The sequence below is a fragment of the Citrobacter amalonaticus genome, assembly GCF_018323885.1.
Classification (GTDB): domain Bacteria; phylum Pseudomonadota; class Gammaproteobacteria; order Enterobacterales; family Enterobacteriaceae; genus Citrobacter_A; species Citrobacter_A amalonaticus.
This window is the reverse complement of the sequence record NZ_AP024585.1, coordinates 2,886,650-2,912,427: the sequence shown is the minus strand read 5'-3', so window position 1 is coordinate 2,912,427 and position 25,778 is coordinate 2,886,650. Positions and strand designations below refer to the sequence as shown.

The 25,778-nt window shown below is 56.2% G+C and carries 30 protein-coding genes and 1 riboswitch; of the genes, 12 read left to right on the top strand and 18 right to left on the bottom strand.

Annotation, left to right across the window (positions count from 1 at the left end; genetic code table 11):
* The 18 genes from pduU to pduA are packed head-to-tail and all read right to left on the bottom strand — an operon-like array spanning position 1 to position 14,169.
* Positions 1 to 351, bottom strand: coding sequence for a propanediol utilization microcompartment protein PduU (gene pduU, locus KI228_RS13905; RefSeq protein WP_042318179.1), 351 nt, complete (start codon positions 349 to 351; stop codon positions 1 to 3).
* Complete coding sequence (pduT, locus tag KI228_RS13900; protein WP_061069951.1) at positions 351 to 905, bottom strand: propanediol utilization microcompartment protein PduT; 555 nt, start codon at positions 903 to 905, stop codon at positions 351 to 353. The genes pduU and pduT overlap by 1 nt, the downstream gene beginning before the upstream one ends.
* A gap of 2 nt (positions 906 to 907) precedes the next feature.
* The gene (locus KI228_RS13895) at positions 908 to 2,263 is read right to left on the bottom strand and encodes a 4Fe-4S dicluster domain-containing protein (RefSeq protein WP_044267056.1); all 1,356 of its coding nucleotides are present in this window, start codon (positions 2,261 to 2,263) and stop codon (positions 908 to 910) included.
* On the bottom strand, positions 2,260 to 3,372 hold the full coding sequence (locus KI228_RS13890) for a 1-propanol dehydrogenase PduQ (protein ID WP_054176332.1): 1,113 nt from the start codon (positions 3,370 to 3,372) through the stop codon (positions 2,260 to 2,262). Before KI228_RS13890 ends, KI228_RS13895 begins: the two co-directional genes overlap by 4 nt.
* 10 nt (positions 3,373 to 3,382) lie before the next feature.
* Complete coding sequence (gene pduP / locus KI228_RS13885) at positions 3,383 to 4,768, bottom strand: CoA-acylating propionaldehyde dehydrogenase PduP (protein ID WP_044267059.1); 1,386 nt, start codon at positions 4,766 to 4,768, stop codon at positions 3,383 to 3,385.
* Positions 4,765 to 5,772 carry a two-domain cob(I)yrinic acid a,c-diamide adenosyltransferase PduO gene (gene pduO, locus KI228_RS13880; protein WP_058588250.1) on the bottom strand — a complete coding sequence of 336 codons (1,008 nt, stop codon included), beginning with the start codon at positions 5,770 to 5,772 and terminating at the stop codon, positions 4,765 to 4,767. The genes pduP and pduO overlap by 4 nt, the downstream gene beginning before the upstream one ends.
* 9 nt (positions 5,773 to 5,781) lie before the next feature.
* Entirely contained in the window at positions 5,782 to 6,057 is a 276-nt protein-coding gene (pduN, locus tag KI228_RS13875) for a propanediol utilization microcompartment protein PduN (RefSeq protein WP_012906340.1), read from the bottom strand.
* Positions 6,058 to 6,060: 3 nt separating this feature from the next.
* Positions 6,061 to 6,552: a microcompartment protein PduM gene (gene pduM / locus KI228_RS13870; protein ID WP_044327502.1), complete on the bottom strand. Its 492-nt coding sequence runs from the start codon at positions 6,550 to 6,552 to the stop codon at positions 6,061 to 6,063.
* Positions 6,549 to 7,181: a phosphate propanoyltransferase gene (locus KI228_RS13865; RefSeq protein WP_043000232.1), complete on the bottom strand. Its 633-nt coding sequence runs from the start codon at positions 7,179 to 7,181 to the stop codon at positions 6,549 to 6,551. The genes pduM and KI228_RS13865 overlap by 4 nt, the downstream gene beginning before the upstream one ends.
* A 5-nt stretch (positions 7,182 to 7,186) precedes the next feature.
* A complete protein-coding gene (locus KI228_RS13860) occupies positions 7,187 to 7,678 on the bottom strand; it encodes a BMC domain-containing protein (RefSeq protein WP_283247494.1) in 492 nt (163 codons plus the stop codon).
* A gap of 23 nt (positions 7,679 to 7,701) precedes the next feature.
* Positions 7,702 to 7,977: a propanediol utilization microcompartment protein PduJ gene (gene pduJ / locus KI228_RS13855; protein WP_042318188.1), complete on the bottom strand. Its 276-nt coding sequence runs from the start codon at positions 7,975 to 7,977 to the stop codon at positions 7,702 to 7,704.
* A gap of 19 nt (positions 7,978 to 7,996) precedes the next feature.
* On the bottom strand, positions 7,997 to 8,347 hold the full coding sequence (locus KI228_RS13850) for a glycerol dehydratase reactivase beta/small subunit family protein (protein ID WP_043000234.1): 351 nt from the start codon (positions 8,345 to 8,347) through the stop codon (positions 7,997 to 7,999).
* Entirely contained in the window at positions 8,337 to 10,169 is a 1,833-nt protein-coding gene (locus KI228_RS13845; protein ID WP_043000235.1) for a diol dehydratase reactivase subunit alpha, read from the bottom strand. Before KI228_RS13845 ends, KI228_RS13850 begins: the two co-directional genes overlap by 11 nt.
* 9 nt (positions 10,170 to 10,178) lie before the next feature.
* A complete protein-coding gene (gene pduE / locus KI228_RS13840) occupies positions 10,179 to 10,700 on the bottom strand; it encodes a propanediol dehydratase small subunit PduE (protein ID WP_043000236.1) in 522 nt (173 codons plus the stop codon).
* A gap of 13 nt (positions 10,701 to 10,713) precedes the next feature.
* A complete protein-coding gene (pduD, locus tag KI228_RS13835; protein ID WP_043000237.1) occupies positions 10,714 to 11,382 on the bottom strand; it encodes a propanediol dehydratase medium subunit PduD in 669 nt (222 codons plus the stop codon).
* 10 nt (positions 11,383 to 11,392) lie between these two features.
* Entirely contained in the window at positions 11,393 to 13,057 is a 1,665-nt protein-coding gene (gene pduC, locus KI228_RS13830) for a propanediol dehydratase large subunit PduC (protein ID WP_042318193.1), read from the bottom strand.
* An 18-nt stretch (positions 13,058 to 13,075) separates the two neighbouring features.
* Entirely contained in the window at positions 13,076 to 13,888 is an 813-nt protein-coding gene (gene pduB / locus KI228_RS13825; RefSeq protein WP_043000238.1) for a propanediol utilization microcompartment protein PduB, read from the bottom strand.
* A complete protein-coding gene (gene pduA / locus KI228_RS13820; protein WP_012906330.1) occupies positions 13,885 to 14,169 on the bottom strand; it encodes a propanediol utilization microcompartment protein PduA in 285 nt (94 codons plus the stop codon). The genes pduB and pduA overlap by 4 nt, the downstream gene beginning before the upstream one ends.
* Before the next feature lie 521 nt (positions 14,170 to 14,690).
* On the opposite strand from pduA, the gene pduF reads away from it, so the two are divergent.
* The 12 genes from pduF to KI228_RS13760 all read left to right on the top strand — a co-directional run bounded on the left by pduF (position 14,691) and on the right by KI228_RS13760 (position 25,775).
* Positions 14,691 to 15,500 (top strand): propanediol diffusion facilitator PduF, encoded by an 810-nt coding sequence (pduF, locus tag KI228_RS13815; protein WP_043000239.1) that lies wholly within the window; start codon positions 14,691 to 14,693, stop codon positions 15,498 to 15,500.
* Between the two features lie 207 nt (positions 15,501 to 15,707).
* Positions 15,708 to 16,625: a transcriptional regulator PocR gene (pocR, locus tag KI228_RS13810; RefSeq protein ID WP_043000240.1), complete on the top strand. Its 918-nt coding sequence runs from the start codon at positions 15,708 to 15,710 to the stop codon at positions 16,623 to 16,625.
* Positions 16,626 to 16,927: 302 nt separating this feature from the next.
* A riboswitch (cobalamin riboswitch) is annotated at positions 16,928 to 17,102 on the top strand.
* 89 nt (positions 17,103 to 17,191) lie between these two features.
* Complete coding sequence (locus KI228_RS13805; protein ID WP_061069954.1) at positions 17,192 to 18,571, top strand: cobyrinic acid a,c-diamide synthase CobB; 1,380 nt, start codon at positions 17,192 to 17,194, stop codon at positions 18,569 to 18,571.
* Entirely contained in the window at positions 18,568 to 19,527 is a 960-nt protein-coding gene (gene cbiB / locus KI228_RS13800) for an adenosylcobinamide-phosphate synthase CbiB (RefSeq protein WP_061069955.1), read from the top strand. The genes KI228_RS13805 and cbiB overlap by 4 nt, the downstream gene beginning before the upstream one ends.
* Before the next feature lie 12 nt (positions 19,528 to 19,539).
* Positions 19,540 to 20,172, top strand: a complete 633-nt coding sequence (locus tag KI228_RS13795) for a cobalt-precorrin-8 methylmutase (protein ID WP_043000243.1) — start codon at positions 19,540 to 19,542, stop codon at positions 20,170 to 20,172.
* Positions 20,169 to 21,308 (top strand): cobalt-precorrin-5B (C(1))-methyltransferase CbiD, encoded by a 1,140-nt coding sequence (gene cbiD, locus KI228_RS13790; protein ID WP_043000244.1) that lies wholly within the window; start codon positions 20,169 to 20,171, stop codon positions 21,306 to 21,308. Before KI228_RS13795 ends, cbiD begins: the two co-directional genes overlap by 4 nt.
* A complete protein-coding gene (locus KI228_RS13785) occupies positions 21,302 to 21,907 on the top strand; it encodes a cobalt-precorrin-7 (C(5))-methyltransferase (protein ID WP_043000245.1) in 606 nt (201 codons plus the stop codon). Before cbiD ends, KI228_RS13785 begins: the two co-directional genes overlap by 7 nt.
* Complete coding sequence (locus KI228_RS13780) at positions 21,897 to 22,466, top strand: decarboxylating cobalt-precorrin-6B (C(15))-methyltransferase (RefSeq protein ID WP_043000246.1); 570 nt, start codon at positions 21,897 to 21,899, stop codon at positions 22,464 to 22,466. The genes KI228_RS13785 and KI228_RS13780 overlap by 11 nt, the downstream gene beginning before the upstream one ends.
* Entirely contained in the window at positions 22,459 to 23,232 is a 774-nt protein-coding gene (locus KI228_RS13775) for a cobalt-precorrin-4 methyltransferase (protein ID WP_044257572.1), read from the top strand. Before KI228_RS13780 ends, KI228_RS13775 begins: the two co-directional genes overlap by 8 nt.
* Entirely contained in the window at positions 23,213 to 24,268 is a 1,056-nt protein-coding gene (cbiG, locus tag KI228_RS13770) for a cobalt-precorrin 5A hydrolase (RefSeq protein ID WP_044326738.1), read from the top strand. The genes KI228_RS13775 and cbiG overlap by 20 nt, the downstream gene beginning before the upstream one ends.
* Positions 24,268 to 24,993, top strand: a complete 726-nt coding sequence (locus tag KI228_RS13765) for a precorrin-3B C(17)-methyltransferase (protein ID WP_042318211.1) — start codon at positions 24,268 to 24,270, stop codon at positions 24,991 to 24,993. The genes cbiG and KI228_RS13765 overlap by 1 nt, the downstream gene beginning before the upstream one ends.
* Complete coding sequence (locus KI228_RS13760) at positions 24,990 to 25,775, top strand: cobalt-precorrin-6A reductase (RefSeq protein WP_044266784.1); 786 nt, start codon at positions 24,990 to 24,992, stop codon at positions 25,773 to 25,775. Before KI228_RS13765 ends, KI228_RS13760 begins: the two co-directional genes overlap by 4 nt.
* The last annotated feature ends 3 nt before the right edge of the window (positions 25,776 to 25,778 follow it).

Here is a 25,778-nt window from a genome sequence, read left to right as displayed (position 1 = left end):
CTATGTCCGCGTGATGGAACAGGTTGTGAAGCGCATCATTTCGCCGAGCGTGCGCGTAACCTGTTTCAGAGCGTATTCCACCGCCGAGACGTCGCCGGTTAACACCACCGCACCGGTGAAGCGGTCAAGAAAGCCGATCTCGACTGCGCCGGATTTCGTCGCGATATCGCAGGCAATAATGGATGCTTCACTTGGCGTGATGGTGAGAATGCCAATCGCCGAGACGCTGTCCTGCAACCCCAGCTTCTTGAACAGGTCTTTGCCGGGATTCGCAATCAGATGCGCCAGCGTGACCTGTTTGCCGGGGACGTACTCCTGGATCATGCGATCCGTGGTCGGTTGCCTTTCCATCATCCCTCCACCATCTGACGCCACATCGCTTCGTGCGGGCGAGGGATCACTGAACGATAAACCAGCAGGCCTTTTTCACCCGCGCTCTCACTGGCAACCGCGACCGCGTTGTTGACATCGGAGACATCACCCGCGACCACCATGTAGCATTTACCTCCGATACCGAACGCCATATGAACGCGCACGAGCGTAACGTTGGACGCCTTCACCGCCCGGTCAGCCGCGCTGATACAGGCTGCTACGCTCCAGGTTTCAACAATCCCCACCGCCTGACGTTTGTCCACGCTGTTCAGTCCGCTAATCGCGGGAAGCACGCTGGCATGAATATTGGGTAACACCAGACTGTCGACCAACATCTCGCCAGCGAGCGCATTTCCGGTCTCGATCGCCTGTTGTACTGCGCCGACGTCGCCGCCCAGCATGAGCAAAAACTTACCCGGACAAATGGTTTTGCTGACCAGCAGAGCCACATTGGCGCTTTTCAGCATGGCATCGCCTGCTTCCATCCCTTTGGCAATGCTGGTGAGTTCTAAAATACCTATGGCCTGAGACATGGTTAACCTCTTACAACGATGATGGCCTGATCTGTTACCTCACAGACAATGCCGTCAATACTGGCGTGAACAGGCGCGCCGAGCGCACCTTGCGGAATTTCAGCGACGCACTGACCACGCGCGACACGCTCGCCTTTCTGAACGCAGGGCACCGCGCTGGCGCCGATGTGCTGGCGCAACAGCAGCGTCGTTCTCTCAACAACGGGCTCGCTGTCGATTAATGGCGCTTCCCGATACCACGGTGTCAGCCCCAGTTTGGCGATGAGTCGTTTTACCGGCACCAGACGGTATTTCGCCATCTCATCGGCCGGGTTGAGCGGCCCCTCGTAGCGCTGATTCTGTGCACGTAGCTCGCGCTTCAGCATCCGGTTAATCCGCATAGGTGAAATACCTACCGGGCAGGCCACACTTTCACAGACGTTACATTCAGAACAGGTGAGGGCGCTGAGCAACAGCTGTGGCGTGGCGGCCTGATGGAAATTAACTGCGCGCACCAGCAGATGCGGAGAGAGCTCGTGACCGATGAGATGCCTCGGGCAGAGATCGGTACACAGGCGACACTGTTCACAGACTGTTCTCGCCACCGATAGCACGGTGCGCTCATCCTGCATACGTCGCTGAATCAGTGGATGTGTTTTCGGCAAAACCAGCAGTCCGCCGGTGGTTTTCGTGACCGGCGCGTCCAGTGACGTCACCAGGCTTCCCATCATCGGTCCGCCGTTGATAAACCCGGGATCGTCGATGGTCGCGCCGCCAGCCATCTCCAGCACGTCGCGTAAGGACATACCGATGGGGACGGTCACGGTCTGTGGACGAGCAACAGCGCCGTTGATAGTGAGCGTGCGGCGCGTCACCGGATAGTGCTGTTCGACCGCGCGGGCGATATTCAGTACGGTTTGTACGTTATTGACCACCACGCCCACGCTGACCGGCAGCGCAGCGGGGGGAACGCGGCGACCCGTCGCCATCCAGATGGTCAGTACTTCATCGCCTGCCGGATAAACATCAGGCAGAATGTGCAGTCTGATCGCCGGAGGTAAAAGCGGCGTCAGGGCGGTAATCGCTGGCTGGTACTTCTCTTTCAGGGCGATGATCCCTTCGCAGGCGCCGGTGGCCTTCATTGCATACTGTACGCCGCGAATCAGACGCGCTGCCTGCTGCGCCATGAGTTGCTGATCGACTTTCAGCATCGGCTCGCATTCGGCTGCATTGACGAGGAAAATTTCCACCTGAGCCTGGAGTTTGACATACGTCGGAAAACCGGCACCACCAGCCCCCACAATGCCTGCCGCACGAACGCGTTCAACGAGCGTCGGCGCATCCAGGACGTCTGGTTTATCATTCAGGGCGGTATTCATAACAATTCCTCAAGCAGTTCCTGAATGGCCCCGACATCCGCCGCTCTGGGGTTGGTTTTCAGCGTCACGTCTGCCAGCGCGGCTTGAACCATTGCCGGAATGCGCGTTGACCAGTTCTGTTTTTGTTCTTTAAGCGCCACGGCAAGGGTTGGGATAGCACACGCTTTTTTCAGTTGCTCGATGTGCTGCACCAGCGCGTTCACGCTCGCCGTTTCATTGGCGCTGTCAGCACATAAATGACAGGCCTTCGCGAACCGGGCGTAACGTTTAGCCGCTCGCGGATCGTGCGCGTTGAAGCGGATCACCGACGCCAGCAGCAGGGCATTCGCCAGACCGTGTGGCAAATGGAACTGACCGCCTAACTGGTGGGCGATGGCGTGGTTCAGCCCCAGTCCAGCCTGGCTAAAGGCCATCCCTGCCAGCGTAGAGGCGTTGTGCATTTTGCCGCGTGTAGCGAGGCAGTCGCCTTTACGAACCGCGACAGGCAGATACTGAAAGACTATCTGAGCGGCTTTTTCCGCGAGTGCGTCGGTAAAGTCACTGGCGCGCGTGGACACATAGGCTTCCAGCGCGTGCGTCAACACATCCATTCCGGTATTGGCGGTAATGGCGGGTGGGACGCTGACGACCAGCATCGGATCAAGGATCGCCATGTCCGGGTAGAGCGCGTTATTGAACAGCGGATATTTAATGCCTTTCTCCGGATCGCTTATCACGCAGGCGCTGGTCACTTCCGATCCGGTTCCGCTGGTGGTTGGGATCGCCACACAGGTTTCAATATCAATATCAAATTGACGACTGAACCAGACAATGGCTTTCGCGGCATCCAGCGCGGAGCCGCCGCCGAAACCAATCACCACGTCGGGGCGCAGGGACTGCATTTGTGCAATCCCCTGAACGACGGTTCCGATAGTGGGGTCGGGCGTAATCTCACTGAAGATGCTGATCCGGTTATCTGCCGGTATCGCCTCGCGAAGCGTATCAATCAGCGGCGAACGGGCGAGAAAACCATCGCAGATAATCCAGATGTGCTTGTCCGTAAAGCGGCCAAGCACTTTCAGGCTTCCAGGGCCGCTGTACAAACGGGTTTGTAGTGAAAAAGTATTCATCACAACCTCATTAGCGGATTGAGAAACCGTTAGTCAGCACACAGCGACGGGAGCGGGCAAACGTGCGTGCCGACGTTGTCCCTTCACCCGTCGGCGTGGCGATGGTGAAGGTGGTAAAACCTTCGCCGCCGACGCCAATCCCCGCATAGGAGGGGCCGTTTTTAACGAAAATGGAGGTCTGCAGAGTCCGCGCCGCAAGGTTCAGGCGAGAGACATTCTGCGAATGCATAATGGCGGTGTGGTGTAATCCTTCTTCCACTTTCAGCGCCAGCGACAACGCGGCGTCAAAATCTTTCACCTTCACCACGGGCAGCATCGGCATTAACTGCTCGCTGGTTACCCAACTGTCGTCGGCGCTGACGACGCCAATCAGCAGGCGCGGCGCTTTTGCCGGGAGCGGAATACCGGCGGCTTCAAGCATAGCGCAAGGGCTTTTACCCACCAGTTTTTTATTGGCTACCCCCTCTGGCAGACAGGTTGCACGCAGCTTCTCTGTCTCGGCTGGACTCAACAACAGCGCGCCGAAACTTTGCATCTGCTGAATCAATTGTTCAGCGACGGATTCCACCACTATCAGGCTTTTTTCCGCGATGCACGGCAGGTTGTAGTCAAACGACGCGCCGTTGATAATATCTTCCGCCGCTTTCACCAGATCGGCCGTCTCATCGACGATGCAAGGAGGATTCCCCGCGCCTGCACCAATCACTTTTTTTCCGCTCTTCATACCCATTGCCACAATGCCCGGACCGCCGGTAATCGCCAGCACGGCAATTTTCGGGTGCGCCATCATCTGCTGGGTGGCTTCAAACGTCGGTTCGGCAACGGTCACCACCAGATTGCGAATGCCGCAGCGACGAAACGCAATATCTTCAATCATGGCGATAAGTTTCAGTGACACGGCCTTAGCACCCGGATGCGGGCTGAAATAGACGCTGTTGCCCGCCGCCAGCATGCTGATGCTGTTGTTAATAATGGTTTCTGTCGGGTTAGTGCTGGGCGCAACGGAACCAATCACGCCGAACGGCGAATACTCAAACAGCACCATGCCGCCGTCGCCAGTGAGTGCCGTGGTGGTCAGATCTTCAATACCCGGCGTATTGTCCAGCGCCGCTTTGTTTTTGAGGAATTTGTCCTCTTTGTTACCCATTCCGGTTTCTGCAGCGCTCTCTGCCGCCAGCGTAGCCAGTTGTGGCGCCAGCTCTTCCCGGATAGCGCTAATAATGGCGCTGCGCGTTTTTAATGGTGATTGCTGATAACGCAAGAACGCCTGGTGGGCAGCATCGACAGCTTCACCAACAGACTGAAAGATGCCGTTCCCTTTGATTTCAGTTTTTGCGGGAGCCAGTTGCTCGCTCAAAATAGTGCGGATGAGGGTTTCCAGTTCGGTCGTATTCATTGATGTGTTCTCACGTTTATTGCCGCAATGGCAGCCTGTGCAATGTCCATGTCCTGTTCAACGCTTCCACCGCTGATACCAAGACCCCCAATAAGCAATCCATCACGCCATAGCGCGTAGCCGCCGCCAAAAGTGACGACTTTTCCCTGCATATGACTTTCCAGCCCGTATAGCGGCGCGCCGGGCTGAACTACTGACGCAAGTTCGTGCGTCGCGGTTTTCATCGCCACCGCGGTCCAGGCTTTTTTCGGCGCCAGTTCACTGCTGACCAGCAGGGCATCCGGCATCCGCCAGGTGACGGCTTCGGTGCCGTTAGCATCAACAATGCTGATGACCACCGGGACGTTTAAGACTTGCGCTCGCTCGACGGCGGCGCGTGTTAACTGGTGAAGATCGCCAAAGGAGAGCGACATCGTAGATTCCTTTTTGACAGGGGCGTGACCCGCTGCCAGATAGCGCTTCGTCACTTCCCGGATAATGGTGTCCTGATGGGCGTCGTGATCTTCCGCGCGCGCCAGTGCATACAAGCAGTCTGACAGGCGGTTGATATAGCGCATCAGCACATGCCTGACGGTGACCTCGGCCGCGAGTTCCACCAGACGGCGTTCGGCCCGGCGCGCCAGAGTGCGGGCAAAATGCAGGCGGCTTGCGGCTTCGCAACGGCCAGGCAAAATGAAACTGTGCAAGGGGGCAACGCGTCCCATCGCGGTGTCGATAGCCGCTTCCAGTGCGGCAATTTCCTCAGAGCTGATATAGCGCTGATCCGCAGACGGCTGCTCGCTTTCGCTGGCAAGTTCAGCGCTGAACCAGAAAATTTGTAGCTGAATGGCCTCCAGCAGCGCGCGATGCTGCGCGCTATGGGTGGCGCAGACGCACAGGCTCAGCGCGGCGTTAAGCTCATCGAGCGTGCCATACGCTTCCACGCGGGGGTGCGTTTTACTGACGCGCTGTCCGGTAAAGAGCGCGGTTGTGCCAGCATCACCTGTGCGGGTATAAATCGCCATAACTCCCCCTTACCGAGAAAGCGTGTCGACAATGCCGACAACGGCCAGATCGATGGCCTCATTCGGCCCGGAAAAAACATGTCTGGCGCTGGAGCCACTACTCAGGAGCACCAGTTCGCCAACGCCTGCGCCGACGGAGTCAACGGCGACTTCATCACCTGCCGTTGGGTTCGCCGGCAATTCACCGTCGGCACTCACGCGGCGTACCAGCAGAAGTTTTTTTCCGACCAACGAGGGCGATTTTTGCGTGGATACCACCGCGCCTGTAACACGTGCCAGATGCATGGTTCACTCCTGCTTCATCAATTGGATGTGGCGCGAGCTCGCGGTCTCGCGAGCCAGCGCGGTAACAACACATTTGCGATGCAGCACCAGCAACCCTGCAGGTAACGGGGCAACATCGGCATAACTTAACAGTCGGGTGGGGTGCAGCATGATAGGCTGCCCCTGCTCGTCACAGAGAATCAGCGGCAGTCGGGCCAGTTTTTTTACCGGCACGGCGGGCAGTAACCGACGTTGCACTGAGAGTTGCACCCGCAGGCCAAATGCCAGCGCCTCATGGATCATGACGGCGGCGGCATGTGACGAATCGTTGTTGGCGATCTGCTCCAGCAGGGGCAGATCGACCTGTAAAATATGCACAGAGGCATACTGAGAAAACAGGGCGCGGGACGGTGTTTCCCGCAGTTGCGCGACGCTCAGCGTGACGGTGCTTTGCGCACGACGTTGCAGGCGGGAGACCACCTCCTCGACGATTCGCTGCAACAGATCGCCGTTCATCGCTCAGTCACCAGTGTGACGAAAGCATTGGGATCATCTGCCCCGGCGGCATTGGCCTCGTCCGTATCAATATGCATCTCCAGACGCATGTCGGGGGAAACGCGTACCGCAACGTTATCGAAGATCAGCCGACGATCGGTGCCCTCAATAGCGACACTGACGCTATCGCCGTGAGCAACGCGCAGGATCAGCGCATCCAGCGGCGACATGTGAATGTGGCGCTGGGCGACGATCACCCCGGAGGTGAGTTCGAGTTCGCCAAAGGGACTCACGAGGCGAATACCCGGCGTACCTTTGAGATTTCCGGACATCCGCAACGGCGCGGCGATGCCCAGCGTTCTGGCATCTGTGCGCGAAATCTCCACCTGGCTGGTGCTACGCAGCGGCCCCAGCAGGCGGACATTTTTCAGTTGACCTTTTGGTCCCACTAACGTGACGGTTTGCTCAGCCGCATACTGTCCCGGTTGCAGAAGCCCTTTTTTCTCACTAATAGGATGTCCCGGAAATAGACGGGCATAATCCTCAGCGTTAAGGTGGATATGACGGTTGGAAACGCCCAGTGGAATGGGGCGATCCCGTAATTCATTCAGCACTTTGCTGACCGTCGTTTCCAGAAGTTGCTTATCCATTACGCTTAACCTCGTTTACCTGAATGCAGGCAGAGCGACCGGGGTTCGCCTTTCTGGCGCTTACAGGCCGGGTCCAGACACAAATTGCAGCTGATGATCCCGTCTTCAGGCGCCGCTTCCGGTGCTGACTCTTCTACAACGACTTCAGTTTCAGGTTCTTCGATGGGGGCTGGTACGGATTCCGGTGCAGACACCGTTTCGGGTGCAGGCACAGGTGCCGGAGTGGCAGCCATCGCGCGAGAAAGAATGCCCTCGCCAGGTCTGGCGATCACTTTATGCGCGACCAGGCCATCTTGCTGTTCAGCGAGATGAGCACCGGTGATAATGGCAGACTGTACTGATGCCACATCACCGGTGATCTTGATCACCGTCCAGCCTGAACCGTTGGTTTTTTCAAGGCCAACCAGCGTGATGGAAGCCGCTTTCGCCATGGCATCTGCGCAACAGATGGCTAATGCCAGACCACTAACTTCGAGTAATCCCAGTGATTGCTTCACGCTGTGCTCCTTTTCGATAATGCTCAGGCCGATTTTGGTAAAATAGCCTCAACGTCGCTGTGCGGACGCGGGATAACGTGGCTGGATTTCACCTCACCCACGACGCTTGCTGCCGCGCAGCCTGCATCAACGGCGGCTTTAACGGCGCCGACGTCACCGCGAACCATGACGGTCACCAGGCCGGAGCCGATTTTTTCGTAACCGACCAGTTGCACGTTGGCGGATTTCACCATGGCATCTGCGGCTTCAATCGCGCCGACCAACCCTTTTGTTTCAACCAGACCCAGTGCGTTATTCATACTGCAATTCTCCTGTGGATTAAGCATTGAGATCCCGGAAGGGGATCCCTTTGACTAACCTTGCCGCGTTGTTTCCAGTACTTCGCCGGTCAAGGCTGTTTTGGCGATACGTCAGCGTAAAAAGCGGCGCTGAAGTGGGTAAATTCTTGTAGTGCACGACCAGGGTTTCTTCATTGCAGGCGATGCCGACCAGCAGCGGAGACTGGCGGGCCGCCTGCCATGCGCTCTGAACGACTTCTCCCGCCGCCTGGTTTTGGATCACAAACGGAATGCCTTCTTCTTCAATGCCGAGCAGCACCTCTTTCCAGACTGAAAGGCAGTCGCCGATGGTCGAAATCACAATGGCAGGCGTGGTGACGCTACTGTCCATGGGCAAACTCCTTATGCCAGGAGAGGATGAGCCCCGTCGCAACCGCGTTTCGCGGGCCTTCGGTGCCGCGAATGTTTCCGCGTCCGGCCACCAGGCGATAATGCGCCAGGGCGTCCGTCACCAGTTGCGGCACTTCAAAGTCCAGCGAGGAGCCACCGACCAGAACGACAAACGGAATATCGCGGATATTGCCCGTCGGGCTAACCTGTCGCAGTGCGCGCAGGGCGTTGGTGACAAACACGCGCTCTTTGGCGCTGCGGCGAATGGCGCGAACTTTCTCCAGCGCGAGATCGCCGGGCAGGGGCACCAGTTCATCCGGCTTGACCACACAGACGCGGGCAAACACCGCAGGGGGAAGTGGCGTCGGGAAGAATTGAACGCTACCGTCTTCGTGGCGCAGATGGAAAAGGCTTTCGACTTTGGCTAACGGATACTTTTTGATCTCTTCCGCCAGATAGCGGTCATCAAGTCCCAGCTCCCGGGCGATGATCATGGTAACCATGTCGCCAGCCCCGGCGAGGTGGGTGGCGATAATTTCGCCTTTGGGATTGATAATGGAGGCGTCGGTCGAGCCCGCCCCTAAGTCCAGAATCGCCAGCGGACGCGTGGTACCTGGCGTGGTGAGCGCGCCCAGAATTGCCGCTTCGGCTTCTGCACCGCCAACCTGTACATCCACGTTCAGCTTTTCTTTGATTTCGCTGGCGATCATTGCCATCTGCAGACGGTCTGATTTCACCATCGAGGCGATACCGACAGCCTGCTCAAGAGAAAACTCACCGGCCAGTCCACCGGTGACACTGACCGGAACGGAGGTATCTACGGCCAGTAAATCCTGGATAAAAATTTCGTTGCTTGGCTTATTGGTCAGTTCCGCCATTGTCTGGCGAACGTGTTCCAGCATACCGCCAATATTAGTGCCCGCTTCACCGGTAACGTTGTCCAGTTTCGGGCATTCGCCAACTGCTTTCATAATGGCATCGGCGCCTGCCGCGACATCAACGCGTAGCGTGCGCCCTTGGGACTGCAGTTCAATGTTTCCGGCAGGAATGGCGCGCGCTTTAACATCGCCTGACGGGGTTTTCACCACCACGGCGGAACGGTTGCCAATCAGCGCTCGCGCCATCGGGACAATGTTTTTGGTCTCGTCCGCATTGAGATTAAACACCGTCGCGATGCCATAAGGATTTGACAGCGTTTCGATGACTTTACCGGGCACGGCGACCTCAATGGCGGCCAGCATTCCGAGCGGGATACGGTCGATGTACAGCACTTCGTCAACGATGGGCAGGGGTTTTTCCAGTCGGTTACTGACCAGAACGCCATCGTCCTGTTGCAAAATGACACCGGTTAACTGGTAACCGGCACGGACAGAGGCGTTAATCATGGTGGCGACATCAGCGAAATCGAAAGCAGATGACACCACCAGAATTAACGGGGTATCCGCCGGTCGGGTGAGTAACTCTTCCGGCGTGATAGTGATCCCCACCCCCAGGCCGACGCCGCCCGGTGTTTTCGGGTTATGACCGATCATGGTGGATTCGGTGATGATGGTTTCCGTGATGGTTTCCATCGCGACATCACCAATCACCGGGGTGGCTTCGTTGATACGGATAAGCGAGATATCGCTGACATTGATGCCTGCACGGTTAGCCGCAAGCGTGAGCGCCTCCTGAATCCCAAACACATTACGCAATGTGCCTTTTATCCCGGTGGTTTCTGCCAGCGCGCTACCGGTAATGGTGAGCGCGCCAGTGTCATCCAGCGTCGCCAGCGCGACTTCTGTGGATGAGTTGCCGATATCAATGCCAGCTATATATCTCATGACCTTTCCTTAGTCGTCGCCTTTCAGCTTCTTACGCTCGACGTACAACACCGCCGCTTCACGAACAAACGCGGCGCAGATTTTGGCCTGATAGCGGTTTTCAAGATCGTCCGCGATCGCGAGCAGTTCTTCTTTCGTTGAACGATAAGGACGCAGGGCGTTATAGATCTCGAGAATGCGATCGTCCGGCACCGCCGTCAGTTCTGCGGCGCGCTCAAAGTTCATCGCCAGGCGGTCACGTCCGGCATCTTTGGCAATAGCCGCCTGAATGCGCAGCGTTTCCGGTGTGATACGCATATCCTGTGCGGTCACTTTGTTGCTCAGAACGTTTTCGAGGGTGAACTCATCCAGCGTTTTGTTGGTGGCCGTTTTAACCCACTCAGGGTGCTTACTGGCGAGCGGATAGTCAGTCACTTTGGCGGTCTGGGTCGTAGTGCCCGAAGCTGCTGCCGGGGCAGATGTGTCGCCCTGCAGGCTGTTCATGCGGCTCAACACATCCCGAACCATCGATTCAATTGCATCGGTATTCATAAAGGGATCCTTATTAAAGCGCCACGCGCAGTTCCTGCGGGTTTTTGCCCGTCACGACGTACTTCGTCTCTTTAATGTGCAAGATGGCGGATTTAGCCTGATATTTCGGGCGCGCCATCTGGTCGTTCAGCGTCGGGACCGGCTGCGGTGATTCACGCTTGGCATAACGCGCGGCGTTTTTCCCAATCTGGCGATAGGTTTCCAGCGTCAGCAGCGGAGCCTGCGGGAACAACTCCAGGTTGGACAGCGGCGGCAGTCCCTGTTGATGGATGACCGTCGTGCCTTTTGACTGGATGCCGATAGAGATGCCGGAACCACTCAGACGGTTACCCTCAACGGCAACGAAGGCCACGTCGGATGATTTAAAGCAGCGAATTACACGCGCTTTAATACCTTCCTCTTCAATCCCGGCAATCACTTCGCGCAGAATGTTTTTATGCGGTAGACCGACGATGTTAACGGTCTGAGAGAGACCAAACGCCGGGCCGACCGCAATAATCACTTCGTCCTGTTGCGTGCCCTGTTTCGCCTCGCCAATTTCCGTCAGGAAACTGTCACCGGCCGGTGCAGCAGGCGCGGTTGACGTTCCCGGTGCACGAAATGAGACGGGCTTATCGCTGGTCTGCATTTCGGACAGCACGTCTTCGATAATCTGGCGCAGCAATTTTTCATTAATTTCCATTGTTCACCCCTTAGCCAAGCTCGTTGGGATCAAGTGCGCCAGGGATGTTTTTAATTTCTTCCCAGCGTTCGCCTTGCAGGCGATAACCTGTTGCCGGACCGGCATAATCGTTGACGTCATTGACGGCAGAGAGCACTTGTCCATCGCCGACGATGATGGCGGAGGTATGCAGATAGTCCCCGGTTAACTTGGCCTTCTGGATGTTGAGCATGTCCTGCGCGACATCGGTAAAGCCGCCCTGAGCCAGCGCTTTCACCACTTCCAGACCGTTGCGGTTCTTATTGATGATTTCCTGCGCAAACTTGATGTCCTCAACGATGTTACGTTCAGGCATATCTTTCGAACCGTGGGCGTAGGTTGCGGCTTCAACTTCTTCATCCGTAATGGGCGGCAGCCCCATGCCAGCGAAAACCGCCTGCAGAGCGCGCGCTGCTTTGTTACGAATGGCGATAACGTCTTCTTCACGTACCGGACGCAGACCACCGTCCACTTTCAGGTCGCGCTGGATAACGTTGTAGTCATCAAAGTCTTCCGCATCTTCGTTGGAGCCCGCGAACATGTTGTCGTAGTTCGGCACGGCGGAATAACCGGAAGAGATAAAGTCTGTCCCCGGCAGGAACTGCATCAGCAGACGCGCGGTACGACGCATATCGGAGTGGGTAAAGGTCTGGTCGTTACTGGAGGCGCATTCCAGATCCAGCGAGGAACAGATCAGGTTTTCTGCCAGTACCGCACGAATTCCTGATGGCACTGCGGACGGAACGCCGATGCAGCTTACGGAGCCGTTTTGCAGACCCTGTACGCCTGCCGCTTTGGTGATGTAAATGCAGCGCGCTTCGAGATACAGCATGGATTTGCCCTCGGCATAACCCATCTGTACTTCAGAACCTGAACCGGAAGTGAAGCGCATTTTCAACCCACGCGAAGCGTAAGAAGAGGCGAGGAAACCTTTTGACCACGGCGTGTCGTCGCCGTCAGTAAAGACCGGTTCGGTACCGTAGACGGAAATGGTTTCGGCGTAGCAGGTGTGTCCCAGCATACCGAGCTTCAGTTCGGTTGCCTCTTCCAGTGAACACTGGGTTAACACGCCGGGGCGGCCCACCTGGGAACCGACGAGCAGTGCAATGGCGTTGAACGGAGCATAACGCGCCACGGCTACTGTGGTCTCTTGCTCGTCAAATCCGCGCCATGCGCCTTCTGCGGCGTCGGCCGCAATCTGTACCGGGTTATCTTTGACGTTGGTGACGTGCGCCTGTTGGGATGGCGTGCGACGCGCGCGCATCTTTTGCATCGCCATCATCATCTCAACGACGTTCATGTGCGAAACCACTTCGACAATTTTTGCCGGGGTCATCGCCGTGGTCAGTGGCACAATGTCGCGACGTTTTACGTTAGGATCGCACAGCATGTTAGCGAGTTTTACGGAGTCCATCGCCATCACTTCTTCTGCGCGTGCCAGGTTGATGCCGTAACGGGCAATGAAGTGGTCAATCAGGTCAAACTGGCTGACCGATTTGCCATCGAGTTCGGTGACGGCGCCGTTAACGATTTTAATCGACGGCTTGGGATCGTTCGGGCTTTCCATCGCAATGAAGCCTTCTTCGATCCACTCCTTAACGAATCCGTCCTGATTGACAGGGCGTTTCGCCAGTGCTTCAAATCTTTTCGATCTCATGAATGAGCCTCACGGAGTTCAGATATAGGACGGGCGATCGTTTTTCGGTTCAGCACCGAGGGTCGCAAGAACGGTTTTACCGATTTCTCGCGCTGAGATAACCGCCTGACGCACTGCGCCAGAATCGCCGGAGATCACCAGGATCGCTTCGTTACTGAAGCTGGTGCCATGTGCCGGAGAGCTGTAGGCCACAACTTCAACGTTCGCGGCTTTCAGGGCAGTATCTGCCATTAACACGCCGACGGAAGCCGGAGCACCCACAATCACGCCGCAGGCACGGCCAACCGGCGCACCAAACGCTTTTTCCAGCGCGTAACTGGCGCGAGCGGTGTACTGCAGTTCGATGTGTCCGGCTTCGTTGCCATACACATCACCAAAGGTGCGATCGAGTTCTTTCAGCGCCACTTCAATTCCGCGCTTAACGTCGGAAACGTCGTTACCGCCGATAATAATGAGAGAACCGTGACCCGCGCCGCCTTTGGTATCGCGAGGGAGTTCAATGCTTACCACTTCGGTATTGGTGGCTTTGACCGCTTCGTCTGCCGCCATAATGTGCGGACCCGCGCCGGTACGCGCGCCCAGGATGCCAATGGAGCGATAGCGCTTCTCAAGCTTCATTGCTTCCAACAGGGCACTGTCTACGTTTGCAATCACCAGACCTACGGTGTCGCCAATCGCGGTGCCAACAAATTCCGTTAAACTGCAGCTCTTCTCTGCCATAGCCGTCTCTCGTTTTGGATGGGTTTTATCAGGGATACCCGCTTGATCAGGCGTTGCCACACGGGCAATGACCTGCGCCATGATCTGTTCAACCAGTTCATTGCTGCTCATGGGTTAATTCCCTTCGGTAAGATTTTTTCAACATCGGTATGAGGGCGTGGAATCACGTGTACGGCTTTCACTTCTCCCACGTTGCGCGCAGCAGCAGCGCCAGCATCGGTCGCCGCTTTTACGGCACCGACATCACCGCGAACGATGACGGTTACCAGCCCTGAGCCAATTTTTTCGTAGCCGACCAACATGACATTGGCTGACTTCACCATTGCATCTGCGGCCTCTATGGCTGCAGTTAAGCCTTTGGTTTCTACCATTCCTAATGCTTCTTGTTGCATAAAGACCTCGCCTGGGTTGTCCCGATATTCATGACTATAAAAAGAAGCGAGGAAAAAGAATGGCTGACTTGAAAGTCTGGGTGAAAAATTAGTGGGCTGTGAATGTGACAAACTTGCTATGTTTTATTTTATCTATTTGTTTTTATTGTTTTTGTTATTTTTTATTAATGTGATATTTTGGCTTTTGCTATTCCATATTTACATTTTGGAGGGTGACAGGGTTAATTTAATTTGCTATGCGGAAAATCCAATTTGTGACATTGATTGGAAAAGGAAAATCTTCAAATAACCAATTTTTGCTATCACGAATCGTCCTGGTTAATTACATTCAGGCACTCTACACGCTGCCTTTGAATAAATAGATGGCAAGAAATTGCTATAACAACACGATTTTTCCAGGTCTGAGAATGCGCAGTTTGCCAACAATTTTCAGCGGCCTCTTCCTATAGTAGTGCCGTTGTACTCTACGACCAGCAAGGGTCCGCTGGTAAGGACACGAACGCTTCTAAGAAGGTGTCACAATGAATGATTCACTGAAAGCGCAATGCATTGCCGAGTTTTTGGGTACCGGATTGTTTTTGTTTTTTGGTATCGGCTGCCTTAGCGCACTGAAAGTCGCAGGCGCCAGTCTGGGTCTCTGGGAAATTTGTATTATTTGGGGTCTGGGTATTTCGCTTGCGGTTTATCTGACGGCGGGAATTTCCGGAGCGCATCTGAACCCGGCCATCACAGTCGCACTCTGGCTGTTTGCCTGCTTCCCGGGACGCAAAGTTCTGCCTTACATCATCGCGCAGGTCGCGGGAGCGTTTGGCGGTGCGGTGCTGGCTTATCTGCTTTACGGCAATTTATTCACCGAGTATGAAACTGCCCACAACATGGTTCGCGGCAGTGTCGATAGCCTCTATCTGGCCAGTATTTTCAGTACCTATCCGGCGGCCGCGCTGAGCGTGTGGCAGGCGGCTGGGGTCGAAATCGTCATCACCTCAATCCTGATGGGGCTGATTATGGCGCTGACCGATGATGGTAACGGTGTGCCTAAAGGGGCACTGGCGCCGCTGCTGATCGGTATTCTGGTGGCGGTAATTGGTGCGTCCACAGGCCCGTTAACCGGCTTTGCCATGAACCCGGCGCGTGATTTTGGTCCTAAGCTGTTCGCCTGGATGGCAGGTTGGGGAGATATTGCGATGACTGGTGGACGCGATATTCCGTACTTTATTGTGCCGATTATTGCGCCATTGATTGGTGCGTGTGCGGGCGCGGCTATCTATAAGTACCTTATCGGTAAAAATTTGCCCTGTAATACGTGTAAAATCGAAGAGACGGACGCGTAATTTTGGCTGGCGTGGCTAATATCACGTCTTTAATTTCTTTTTCGTGATCTGCTTTCACGAACTGACTAAAAAGTCTCCCCACCCAGGGAGACTTTTGTTATTGTCCCTTGTACTTTCTGTCATTTACATACAAGGATGGGGATGATAAGAAGTAAATGTAAAATTTATGTTTTCATTATAACAATGGATTAACTGAGGGATTTTATCATGATTTCTGCGAGCACCCTGAACTCAGAACTCATTAATAAAATCGCACAGGATTTTGCGCAAGCGACCAGCCTGGCTGTTGTGGTTGTCAATATTCACGGTGATGAGATTTCTGAGCTGTTTAATTTCACACCTTTTTGCCAACTGATGCGTCAGCATCCGCAACACAGTACCCGGTGTCGTATGAGCGATCGCTGTGGGGGACTGGAAGCGTCAAAATCGGATCAACCCTGTATCTATCGCTGCCATGCCGGGCTTACCGATTTCTCTATTCCTCTCGTGATCGCAGGCCATCTTGTTGGATTCGTTCTGTGCGGCCAGGTGCGTTTACGTAACGATGATGGTGCCGATCTGCTCGATATCATGAAGGTTGACGATCGCTGGCAGGCCGATCCTGAACTGCTCAATGAGTTCAGTAATGTCCCGGAAATGGACTATTCTCGCGTGATGGCCTCGGCGGATCTGCTCAAACTCATTGTTGAAAACTGCCTCAAGAAGCAACTCAATTTCGTGGTGATCAAAGACAGCACGCAACCTGCTGAGCCTTCACGCCCGACCCGCGCCGCCAGCCCTCATGACAGCAAAATGAAAAAGGCGTTACGCTATATTGATGCCCACTTGTCAGACGATCTTCGCCTTGAAGATGTGGCCTCGCATGTTTACCTGAGCCCGTACTACTTCAGCAAACTGTTCAAAAAATATCAGGGCATTGGTTTTAACGCGTGGGTCAATCAACAGCGCATGGCCAGTGCCAGAGAGCTGCTTTGTCACAGTGACTGGAGCATTGCCAGTATTGCCCGCAATTTAGGTTTTTCGCAAACCAGCTATTTTTGCAAAGTGTTCCGTCAGACTTATCAGGTTACGCCGCAGGCCTATCGGCAAAAAATAAATGAAAACTTGCCTGCTGAATCGGCATAAATAGCAATATTTTGCTATTGCCGATTTTTGATATTCCCGCGTAATCCGGTCATTTATAATGGTTAAGTGTTTTTAGTACAGCAATAAATTGTCATAGCGCAATAAAATATCGCTCTTTACGGAATAAACTTCACCAGTTTTTATTTCTGTGATGAGATACAGTGTCATTGTTAAGAGGTTTCATTATTCTCTTGCATGACATTTCATTCAGAATCGTTTTATTGCGGCGTTTTTTGTTGATAAAAAATGCGTAACGAATAAGTAACGAAAAGTATTGTTGTGATGAGGAGAATTCATTCTGTTCATCATTTAAGCCGACAGGTTTGACACATTTGTGTCTGGGAAGGGGGTGAAAATCCCCCGCAGCCCCCGCTGCTGTGATGCTGACAACCCCGTGAAGACCACTGATCGCAAGATTGGGAAGGACGGGCGAGGACGACGCTAAGCCAGAAGACCAGCCTGTCGGATACTACCAACAACTTCGGTGGGAAGTGGGTTGCTCAGATGCGTACAGTCGGAAGACTGGGTGTCAGTACATCCCTACCACCCTGAACAGGATCAGGGTCATGGCGGCAAAGCAGTACGCGTTTGTTCTGGCAGGTACCGGTAGCGGCTGTGGTAAAACCACAGTGACGCTGGGCTTGCTGAACGTGATGAAACAACGTGGTTTACGCGTCCAGCCCTGCAAAGTCGGCCCTGATTACCTTGACACCGCCTGGCATACGGCCATCAGCGGTACCGCCTCCCGCAACCTCGACAGTTTTATGCTCCCCGAGCCGGTGCTTAATGCGCTGTTCCGCGAACAGATGCAGGATGCAGATATTGCAGTGATCGAAGGGGTGATGGGGCTGTATGACGGTTACGGTACAGATCCTGATTATTGCAGTACCGCCGCGATGGCAAAACAGTTGGGCTGTCCGGTCATTCTGCTGGTTGACGGGAAAGCCGTTTCTACTTCCATTGCCGCCACGGTGATGGGCTTCCAGCATTTCGACCCGACGCTGAACATTGCCGGCGTCATCGTTAACCGCGTCAACAGTGAGTCCCATTTCCAGTTGCTGAAAACCGCTATCGAGCACTACTGCGCTGTGCCGGTGCTGGGTTACGTCCCGCGTGTTGACGGCGTCGCGCTACCCGAACGGCATCTGGGACTGGTGACCGCGCGTGAGTCCGTCGTCAATCAACAATCGTGGCAGGATTTCGCCGCCCGGCTGGAAAGTACGCTGGATATCGATCGGTTGCTGGCGTTAATCCACCTTCAGGCATTGCCGCCAGGCGAATGGCCTGAATGTCCTGCGCCCAACGCCGGAGAAGGACTGACGCTGGCGATGGCTGATGATGAGGCCTTTAATTTTTATTATCCCGATAACGTGGCGCTGCTGGCGCGTACCGGCGTCAACATTGTACGCTTCAGCCCGCTCCACGATCGCGAATTACCCGATTGTCAAATGGTCTGGCTGGGCGGCGGTTATCCGGAACTGCACGCGTCCGCGCTGGCGGCCAATACTACTATGCTGACAAGCCTGCGCGAGGCGCATCAGCGCGGTGTCGCCATTTATGCCGAATGCGGCGGATTGATGTACCTCGGCAGCCTGCTGGAAGATGCCGACGGGGTTGAGCATCGCATGGCCGATATCCTTCCCGGTCGCAGCAAAATGGGTAAACGGCTAACCCGCTTTGGCTATTGTGAAGCGCAGGCTTTGCAGCCCACGCTGCTGGCCGCGGAAGGCGATGTGCTGCGCGGTCATGAATTCCATTACTCCGATTTTTCCCCTGAAACCCCCGCTGTGCTGGCTTGCCGTAAAGTCCGTGACGGTCAGATGGTGCAGGCGTGGTCCGGTGGCTGGCGAACGGGCAACACCTTCGCCAGCTACCTGCACGTTCACTTTGCTCAGCGTCCATTAATGCTTAATCACTGGCTGAATGCCGCGCGGGAGGCGTTATGACGCTACTGGCATGGTGTGTGGCCTGGCTTCTCGATGTCGTGATTGGCGACCCACCACACTGGCCGCATCCGGTGCGCTGGATAGGCAATCTGATCACTACCGTGCAGCGGATTATCCGCCGCTACTGCCACAGCGACCGGGCGTTACGCATGGGTGGTGGGGTGATGTGGCTGGTGGTTGTCGGCTTGACGTGGGCGGTTGCCTGGGGCGTGTTACACCTGGCGGCGTGGATTCATCCATGGCTCGGTTGGGTCGTTGAAGTCTGGATGATTTTCACCGTGCTGGCGGGGCGCTGTCTGGCAACGGCGGCACAGGAGGTTGAGCGCCCGCTGCGCGAAGGTAACCTTGCACAAAGCCGCGAAAAGCTCTCGTGGATTGTGGGGCGTGACACATCGCAACTTCAGCCAGAACAGATCAACCGGGCGGTCGTGGAAACCGTGGCGGAGAATACGGTTGACGGCATTATCGCGCCGCTGTTCTTCCTCTTAATTGGCGGCGCGCCGCTGGCGATGGCCTACAAAGCGGTGAATACCCTGGATTCCATGGTGGGTTATAAACACGAAAAATACCGGGCGATTGGCATGGTCAGCGCTCGCCTGGACGACGTCGCGAACTACATTCCTGCACGGCTGAGCTGGCTGCTGCTGAGCGCGGCAGCGGTGCTGTGCCGTCGTGACGGCGCCCGGGCGCTCTGTGTGGGCTGGCGGGATCGCTATAACCACAGCAGCCCGAACTGTGCCTGGGCGGAGGCTTCCGTTGCCGGTGCGTTGGGCATTCGACTGGGCGGCCCGAATGATTACTTTGGCGAGCGCGTTGAAAAACCGTGGATCGGCGACGCGCAGCGCACTATTTCCATAGATGACATTTCCCAAACGATTCGACTGATGTGGGTTGCCTCAACGCTGGCTCTGGTGCTGTTCCTTGTGACGCGCTGGCTGGTAGTGGGTGTGGCCTGAGGATAAATGACAATGCAATACATCCAGCAACCCCAGGCGATTGAAGCCAAAAGTTTTGACATCATTGGCGAGATCATTCATGAAACGCGCCCGGAGTACCAGTTTGCCAGTCCGCTACATGAAGCCATCATCAAACGGGTGATTCATACCACCGCTGACTTCGACTGGCTGGATATTCTCTGGTTTTCGGATGATGCGCTGGAACAACTTTGTGCAGCGCTAAGTCGCCCATCGGTTATCTATACCGACACCACCATGGCGCTTTCGGGAATCAATAAAACCCTGCTGGCGAAGACGGGGGGCGAGTGTCGCTGCTATATCAGCGATCCGCGCGTGGTAGCGCAAGCGAAAGCGCAGGGTATCACTCGCTCAATGGCGGCTGTCGACATTGCCGTGACGGAAGAAGGCGAAAAAGTGTTTGTCTTTGGCAACGCGCCCACTGCGCTGTTTCGCCTGTTGGAAAAAGATGTAGCGGTAAGCGGCGTCGTCGGCGTGCCGGTGGGATTTGTCGGCGCGGCGGAATCCAAAGAGGCGCTGACGCACAGCCAATTGCCCGCCATTGCCGCCCTCGGACGCAAAGGCGGCAGTAACGTTGCGGCGGCGATCGTGAACGCCATGCTGTATTACATGCAGGGGGCGCGATGAGCGATCAGTCTTTCGACGCGCCCGTCTGGCATAACGGCAAAGCGCTGCGCAAAGGTTATACCACTGGATCGTGCGCCACGGCGGCGGCAAAAGTCGCCGCGCTGATGGTGTTGCGTCAGCATCTGATCCATCAGGTATCGATTGTCACACCTTCCGGCGTCACTCTGTGTCTGAACGTGGAATCTCCACACATTGAAGGACAGCAGGCCATTGCCGCGATCCGTAAAGATGGTGGCGATGATGTCGACGCCACCCACGGGATGTTGATTTTCGCCCGCGTCACGTTGAATGACAGCGGTGAAATTGTCCTGTCCGGGGGCGAAGGCGTCGGCACCGTCACCCGCAAGGGGATTGGTCTGCCTGTCGGCAGCGCGGCAATTAATCGCACCCCGCGTCACACCATTGAGTCCGCCGTGCGTGAGGCGATAGGCCCGGTACGCGGGGCGGAAATCGAAATATTTGCCCCGGAAGGCGAAGAACGAGCGCAAAAAACCTACAACTCGCGTCTCGGTATTCTTGGCGGAATTTCCATTATTGGCACCACCGGTATTGTGACCCCCATGTCCGAAGAGAGCTGGAAGCGGTCGTTATCGCTGGAGCTGGAAATCAAACGTGCCGCCGGACTGGAGCGGGTAGTTCTGGTGCCGGGTAATCATGGTGAGCGTTTCGTCCGCGAACAGATGGGCATCGATACCAACGTGGTGGTCACCATGAGCAACTTTGTCGGCTACATGATTGAAGAGGCGGTGCGGCTGGGATTTCGCCAGGTCGTGCTCGTCGGTCATCCTGGGAAATTGATCAAAATTGCTGCCGGGATCTTCCATACCCACAGCCACATAGCCGATGCGCGAATGGAAACGCTGGTGGCGCATCTGGCGCTGCTCGGCGCGCCGCGGGAGTTGCTGACGCTGGTAAGCGATTGCGACACCACTGAAGCGGCAATGGAGCACATCGACGCGTTCGGCTTTCAGCACCTCTACAACCATCTTGCTGAACGCATCTGTCAGCGCGTGATGCAGATGCTGCGCTTTACCAAAACCCCGCCGACCTGCGACGCGATCATGTTTTCGTTTGATAACCAGGTTCTGGGTAGCAACCGCCCCGTCGACGCTATCGCCCGGGAGATGCAATGCTGACGGTCGTGGGGATGGGGCCAGCCGGTCTGCACCTGATGACGCCGGCGGCGCGCGCGGCGGTTGATGAGGCCGATGTGCTGGTCGGCGGTAAGCGCCATTTGCAGCAGTTCCCGGACTTTCGCGGCGAGCAGTTTGCGCTGGGCGCCAACATTCCCGAACTGCTGGCATGGATTGCGGCGCATCAGGATAAGCGGGTGGTGGTTCTGGCTTCTGGCGATCCGCTGTTTTACGGCATCGGTACGCGGATGGTGGCGCATTTTGGCGTTGCGCAGGTACGCATCATTCCAGGTATCAGCGCGGTGCAGTATCTGTGCGCGCAGTCGGGAATCGACATGAATGACATGTGGCTCACCAGTAGCCACGGGCGCAGCGTCTGTTTCGATACGCTGGCGCAGCATAACAAGGTGGCAATGGTCACCGACGGTCAGTGCGGGCCGCGTGATATTGCTGCACAACTGGTTGCACGAGGAAAGGGCGATCGCTGGATGGTGATTGGTGAAAACCTGGCGATGGAAAACGAACGGATCCACTGGCTGCGCGTCAGCGAGGTCCATGCCGAATATGAGATGAATGCAGTGGTGATCCTTGATGAAAGATGAGCTTTTCCTGCGCGGTGAGAAGGTGCCGATGACCAAAGAAGCGGTACGTGCGCTCGCTCTCGCAAAACTTGAACTGCACCGGGCCAGTCACCTGATTGATATCGGGGCCGGAACCGGCAGTGTGTCCATCGAAGCCGCGCTACAGTTTCCGTCGCTACACATCACGGCTATCGAGCGCAATCCGGCGGCGCTGCGTTTACTCGACGAAAACCGTCAGCATTTCGCCTGCGCGAATATCGATATTCTGCCGGGTGAAGCGCCAATGATGATGACCGAGAAAGCCGATGCCGTCTTTATGGGTGGCAGTGGGGGACATCTCACGGAACTGATCGACTGGTCTATGCGCCAGTTGCACGTTGGTGGACGCCTGGTGATGACATTCATCCTACAGGAAAACCTCAACACCGCGCTGGCACATCTGCAACAGCGCGGTGTGCAGGACGTGGACTGCCTGCAAATGCAGATTTCGTCGCTGACCACGCTGGGCGCGGGTCACTATTTCAAACCGAACAATCCCGTTTTTGTCATCGCCTGCCAGAAGGAAGAACGCCATGTCTGAGACATTTGATCCCCGTTGTGTGTGGTTTGTCGGCGCAGGTCCGGGTGACCGGGAGCTGATTACGCTTAAGGGTTACCGGCTGTTGCAACAGGCGCAGGTGGTGATTTATGCCGGATCGCTGATTAACACTGAGTTGCTGGAGTATTGTCCGGCGGACGCAGAGTGCCACGACAGTGCGGAACTGCATCTTGAGCAAATCCTCACCCTGATGGAAGAGGGGGTGAAGGCCGGAAAAACGGTAGTGCGCCTGCAAACCGGCGACGTGTCGCTGTATGGCTCGGTGCGCGAACAGGGGGAAGAGCTGACCAAACGTGGTATCCCCTGGCAGGTGGTGCCGGGGGTCAGCGCTTTCCTCGGCGCGGCGGCGGAACTGGGGGTTGAGTACACCGTGCCGGAAGTCTCGCAAAGCCTGATTATTACGCGACTCGAAGGTCGCACGCCGGTGCCAGAACGTGAACAACTGGAATCGTTCGCCAGCCACCAGACCTCAATGGCAATTTATCTCTCCGTCCAGCGTATCAACCGGGTTGCGGAACGGTTGATTGAGGGTGGTTACCCGGCGACCACACCGGTGGCCGTGATCTACAAAGCGACCTGGCCGGAAAGTCAAACCGTGCGTGGCACGCTGGCGGATATCGCCGATAAAGTGCGCGACGCCGGGATCCGCAAAACGGCGCTCATCCTGGTCGGGAATTTCCTCGGAGATGAGTATCACTACTCCAGACTCTATGCCGCGGACTTTAGCCATGAATACCGTAAAGCCTGAATCAATCGCGCTGTTTTGCCTGACGCCCGGCGGTGTAATGCTGGCTAAACGGCTGGCAGCGATGTTACCGCTGACCTGTTTTACCAGTGAAAAATTGCTGGAGGACGGTTTCTTACCGTTCGACGGCGGGTTCGCCCACGCCGCGCGCGACGCGTTTTCGAACTATTCCGCGCTGATTTTTATCGGGGCGACCGGCATCGCGGTGCGCGTGCTGGCCCCGCTGGTGAATGACAAGTTCAGCGATCCGGCGGTGGTGGTGATCGACGAGCGCGGCCAGCATGTGATCAGCCTGCTTTCGGGCCATGCGGGCGGCGCGAACGCGCTGACCCGTTATCTCGCCGGCATGCTGGGCGCCGATCCGGTGATTACCACTGCCACCGATGTCAATGAGATGGCGGCACTGGACACCCTCGCGTTTCAGCTCAACGCCCGTATGACCGACTTTCGCACCGCAGTAAAAGCGGTGAATCAGATGCTGGTGAGCAACCAGCGCGTGGGACTGTGGTGGGATGAAGAACTGGATGAAGACGTCCGCCACTGCGATCGCCGTGGGTTCATTACCGTTACCGATCTCCAGCAGTTGCCTGAACTGGATGCGCTGGTGTGCGTCACGTTACGTAACGAATTGCCGGATATTCCGGTTCAACACTGGAAACTGGTGCCACAACGGGTGGTCGCTGGCATTGGCTGTCGTCGCGATACGCCGTTCCCACTACTGGCTGCGCTGCTGGCGCGTCAGCTTGAAGCGCAGCGCTTTGATCCGCTGGCGCTGAAAGCCATCGGCAGCGTGTCGCTCAAGAAAGACGAAGAGGGGCTGATCCAACTTGCCTCCTGCTGGCGTGTGCCGTTTGAAACCTTTACCGCTGACGCGCTGCGTGAGCATGAACATCACTTTCCGGCTTCGCCGTTTGTTCGCCAGACGGTCGGTGTCGGAAGCGTCTCGGGTCCGGCAGCATGGCTGCTGAGTCATGGGCAATTGACCGGCGAAACCTTGCGTGAGCAGGGCGTCACTATCACTTTGGGAGTTTCACACTGATGTTAACCGTAATCGGAATCGGCCCCGGCTCACAGGCCATGATGACCATGGAAGCCGTTGAGGCCCTGCAGGCGGCAGAAATTATTGTGGGTTACAAAACCTACACTCACCTCGTCAAAGCGTTTACCGGTGACAAGCAGGTGATCAAAACCGGCATGTGCAAAGAGATCGAGCGCTGCCATGCGGCGATTGAACTGGCGCAGGCCGGACACAACGTGGCGCTGATCAGCAGCGGTGACGCCGGTATTTACGGCATGGCGGGGCTGGTGCTGGAGCTGGTCAGCAAACAGAAACTGGACGTTGAAGTGCGCCTGATCCCGGGGATGACTGCCAGTATCGCGGCGGCGTCGCTGCTCGGCGCACCGCTGATGCACGATTTTTGTCACATCAGTTTAAGCGATTTACTTACGCCGTGGCCGGTTATCGAAAAACGTATTATCGCCGCCGGAGAAGCGGACTTCGTCATCTGCTTCTACAACCCGCGCAGCCGGGGCCGTGAGGGACATCTGGCGCGCGCATTTGAACTGCTTTCCGCCAGTAAGAGCGGGCAAACGCCGGTGGGAGTGGTGAAATCTGCCGGGCGTAAAAAGCAGGAGAAATGGCTGACTACGCTGGGCGAGATGGATTTTGAACCGGTGGATATGACCAGTCTGGTGATCGTCGGTAACAAAGCGACTTATGTGCAGGACGGTCTGATGATCACGCCACGAGGTTACGTGCTGTGAGTTTTGGTGAGGTTCTGGTCATGGGCGGCACCAGCGATGCCCGTGCGCTGTGCCAGCAACTGGATGCCGCTAATGTGGCCTACACCCTGTCGGTGGCGACGCCGACCGGGAAACAACTGGCTGGCGATATCAAGGGGCAGGTGCGCTGTGGTCGGCTCGAGCAGGATGAAATGGTGAACTGGCTGAAGGAGAACGGAACGCGATGGGTGATCGATGCTTCGCACCCGTATGCCGAAGTGGTGAGCCGCAATATTCTGTGCGCCTGCGAACGGGCTGGCGTGCTGCTGAGTCGTTACCAGCGCCCGGAACAGCTTAGTGAACTGACGCATCCGCTGCTCTTTACCGTACAGAGCATTGCCGAGGCGTGCGACGTTGCACGACGTTTTGGCGAGCGCGTACTGCTGACTACCGGGAGTAAAGATCTGGCGATATGGCGCACAGGTTTACCGGAAAAAACGCTGCTCGCCCGCGTGTTGCCCGTCCCCGAGGTGATTCAACAGTGCGCCGATCTGGGCTTTGGCGTAGGCGAGACGTTCGCGCTGTGCGGGCCGTTCAGCGCTGAATTTAACGCTGCGTTTTATCGTCAGTGTCAGGCTGACGTCGTGATAACCAAGGCTTCTGGCGCAGAGGGCGGTTATCAGGAAAAGGTTCAACCCTGTCTGGATGCAGGTATTCCCTGCATCGTGATTACCCGCCCGGCGCCGCTGGTGACGGGAGATGAGTTACTGGAAAGTCAGGCCGCATTTGCGCAACGTTTGGCGCGCTGGCTGGCCGCTGCTTAAGGA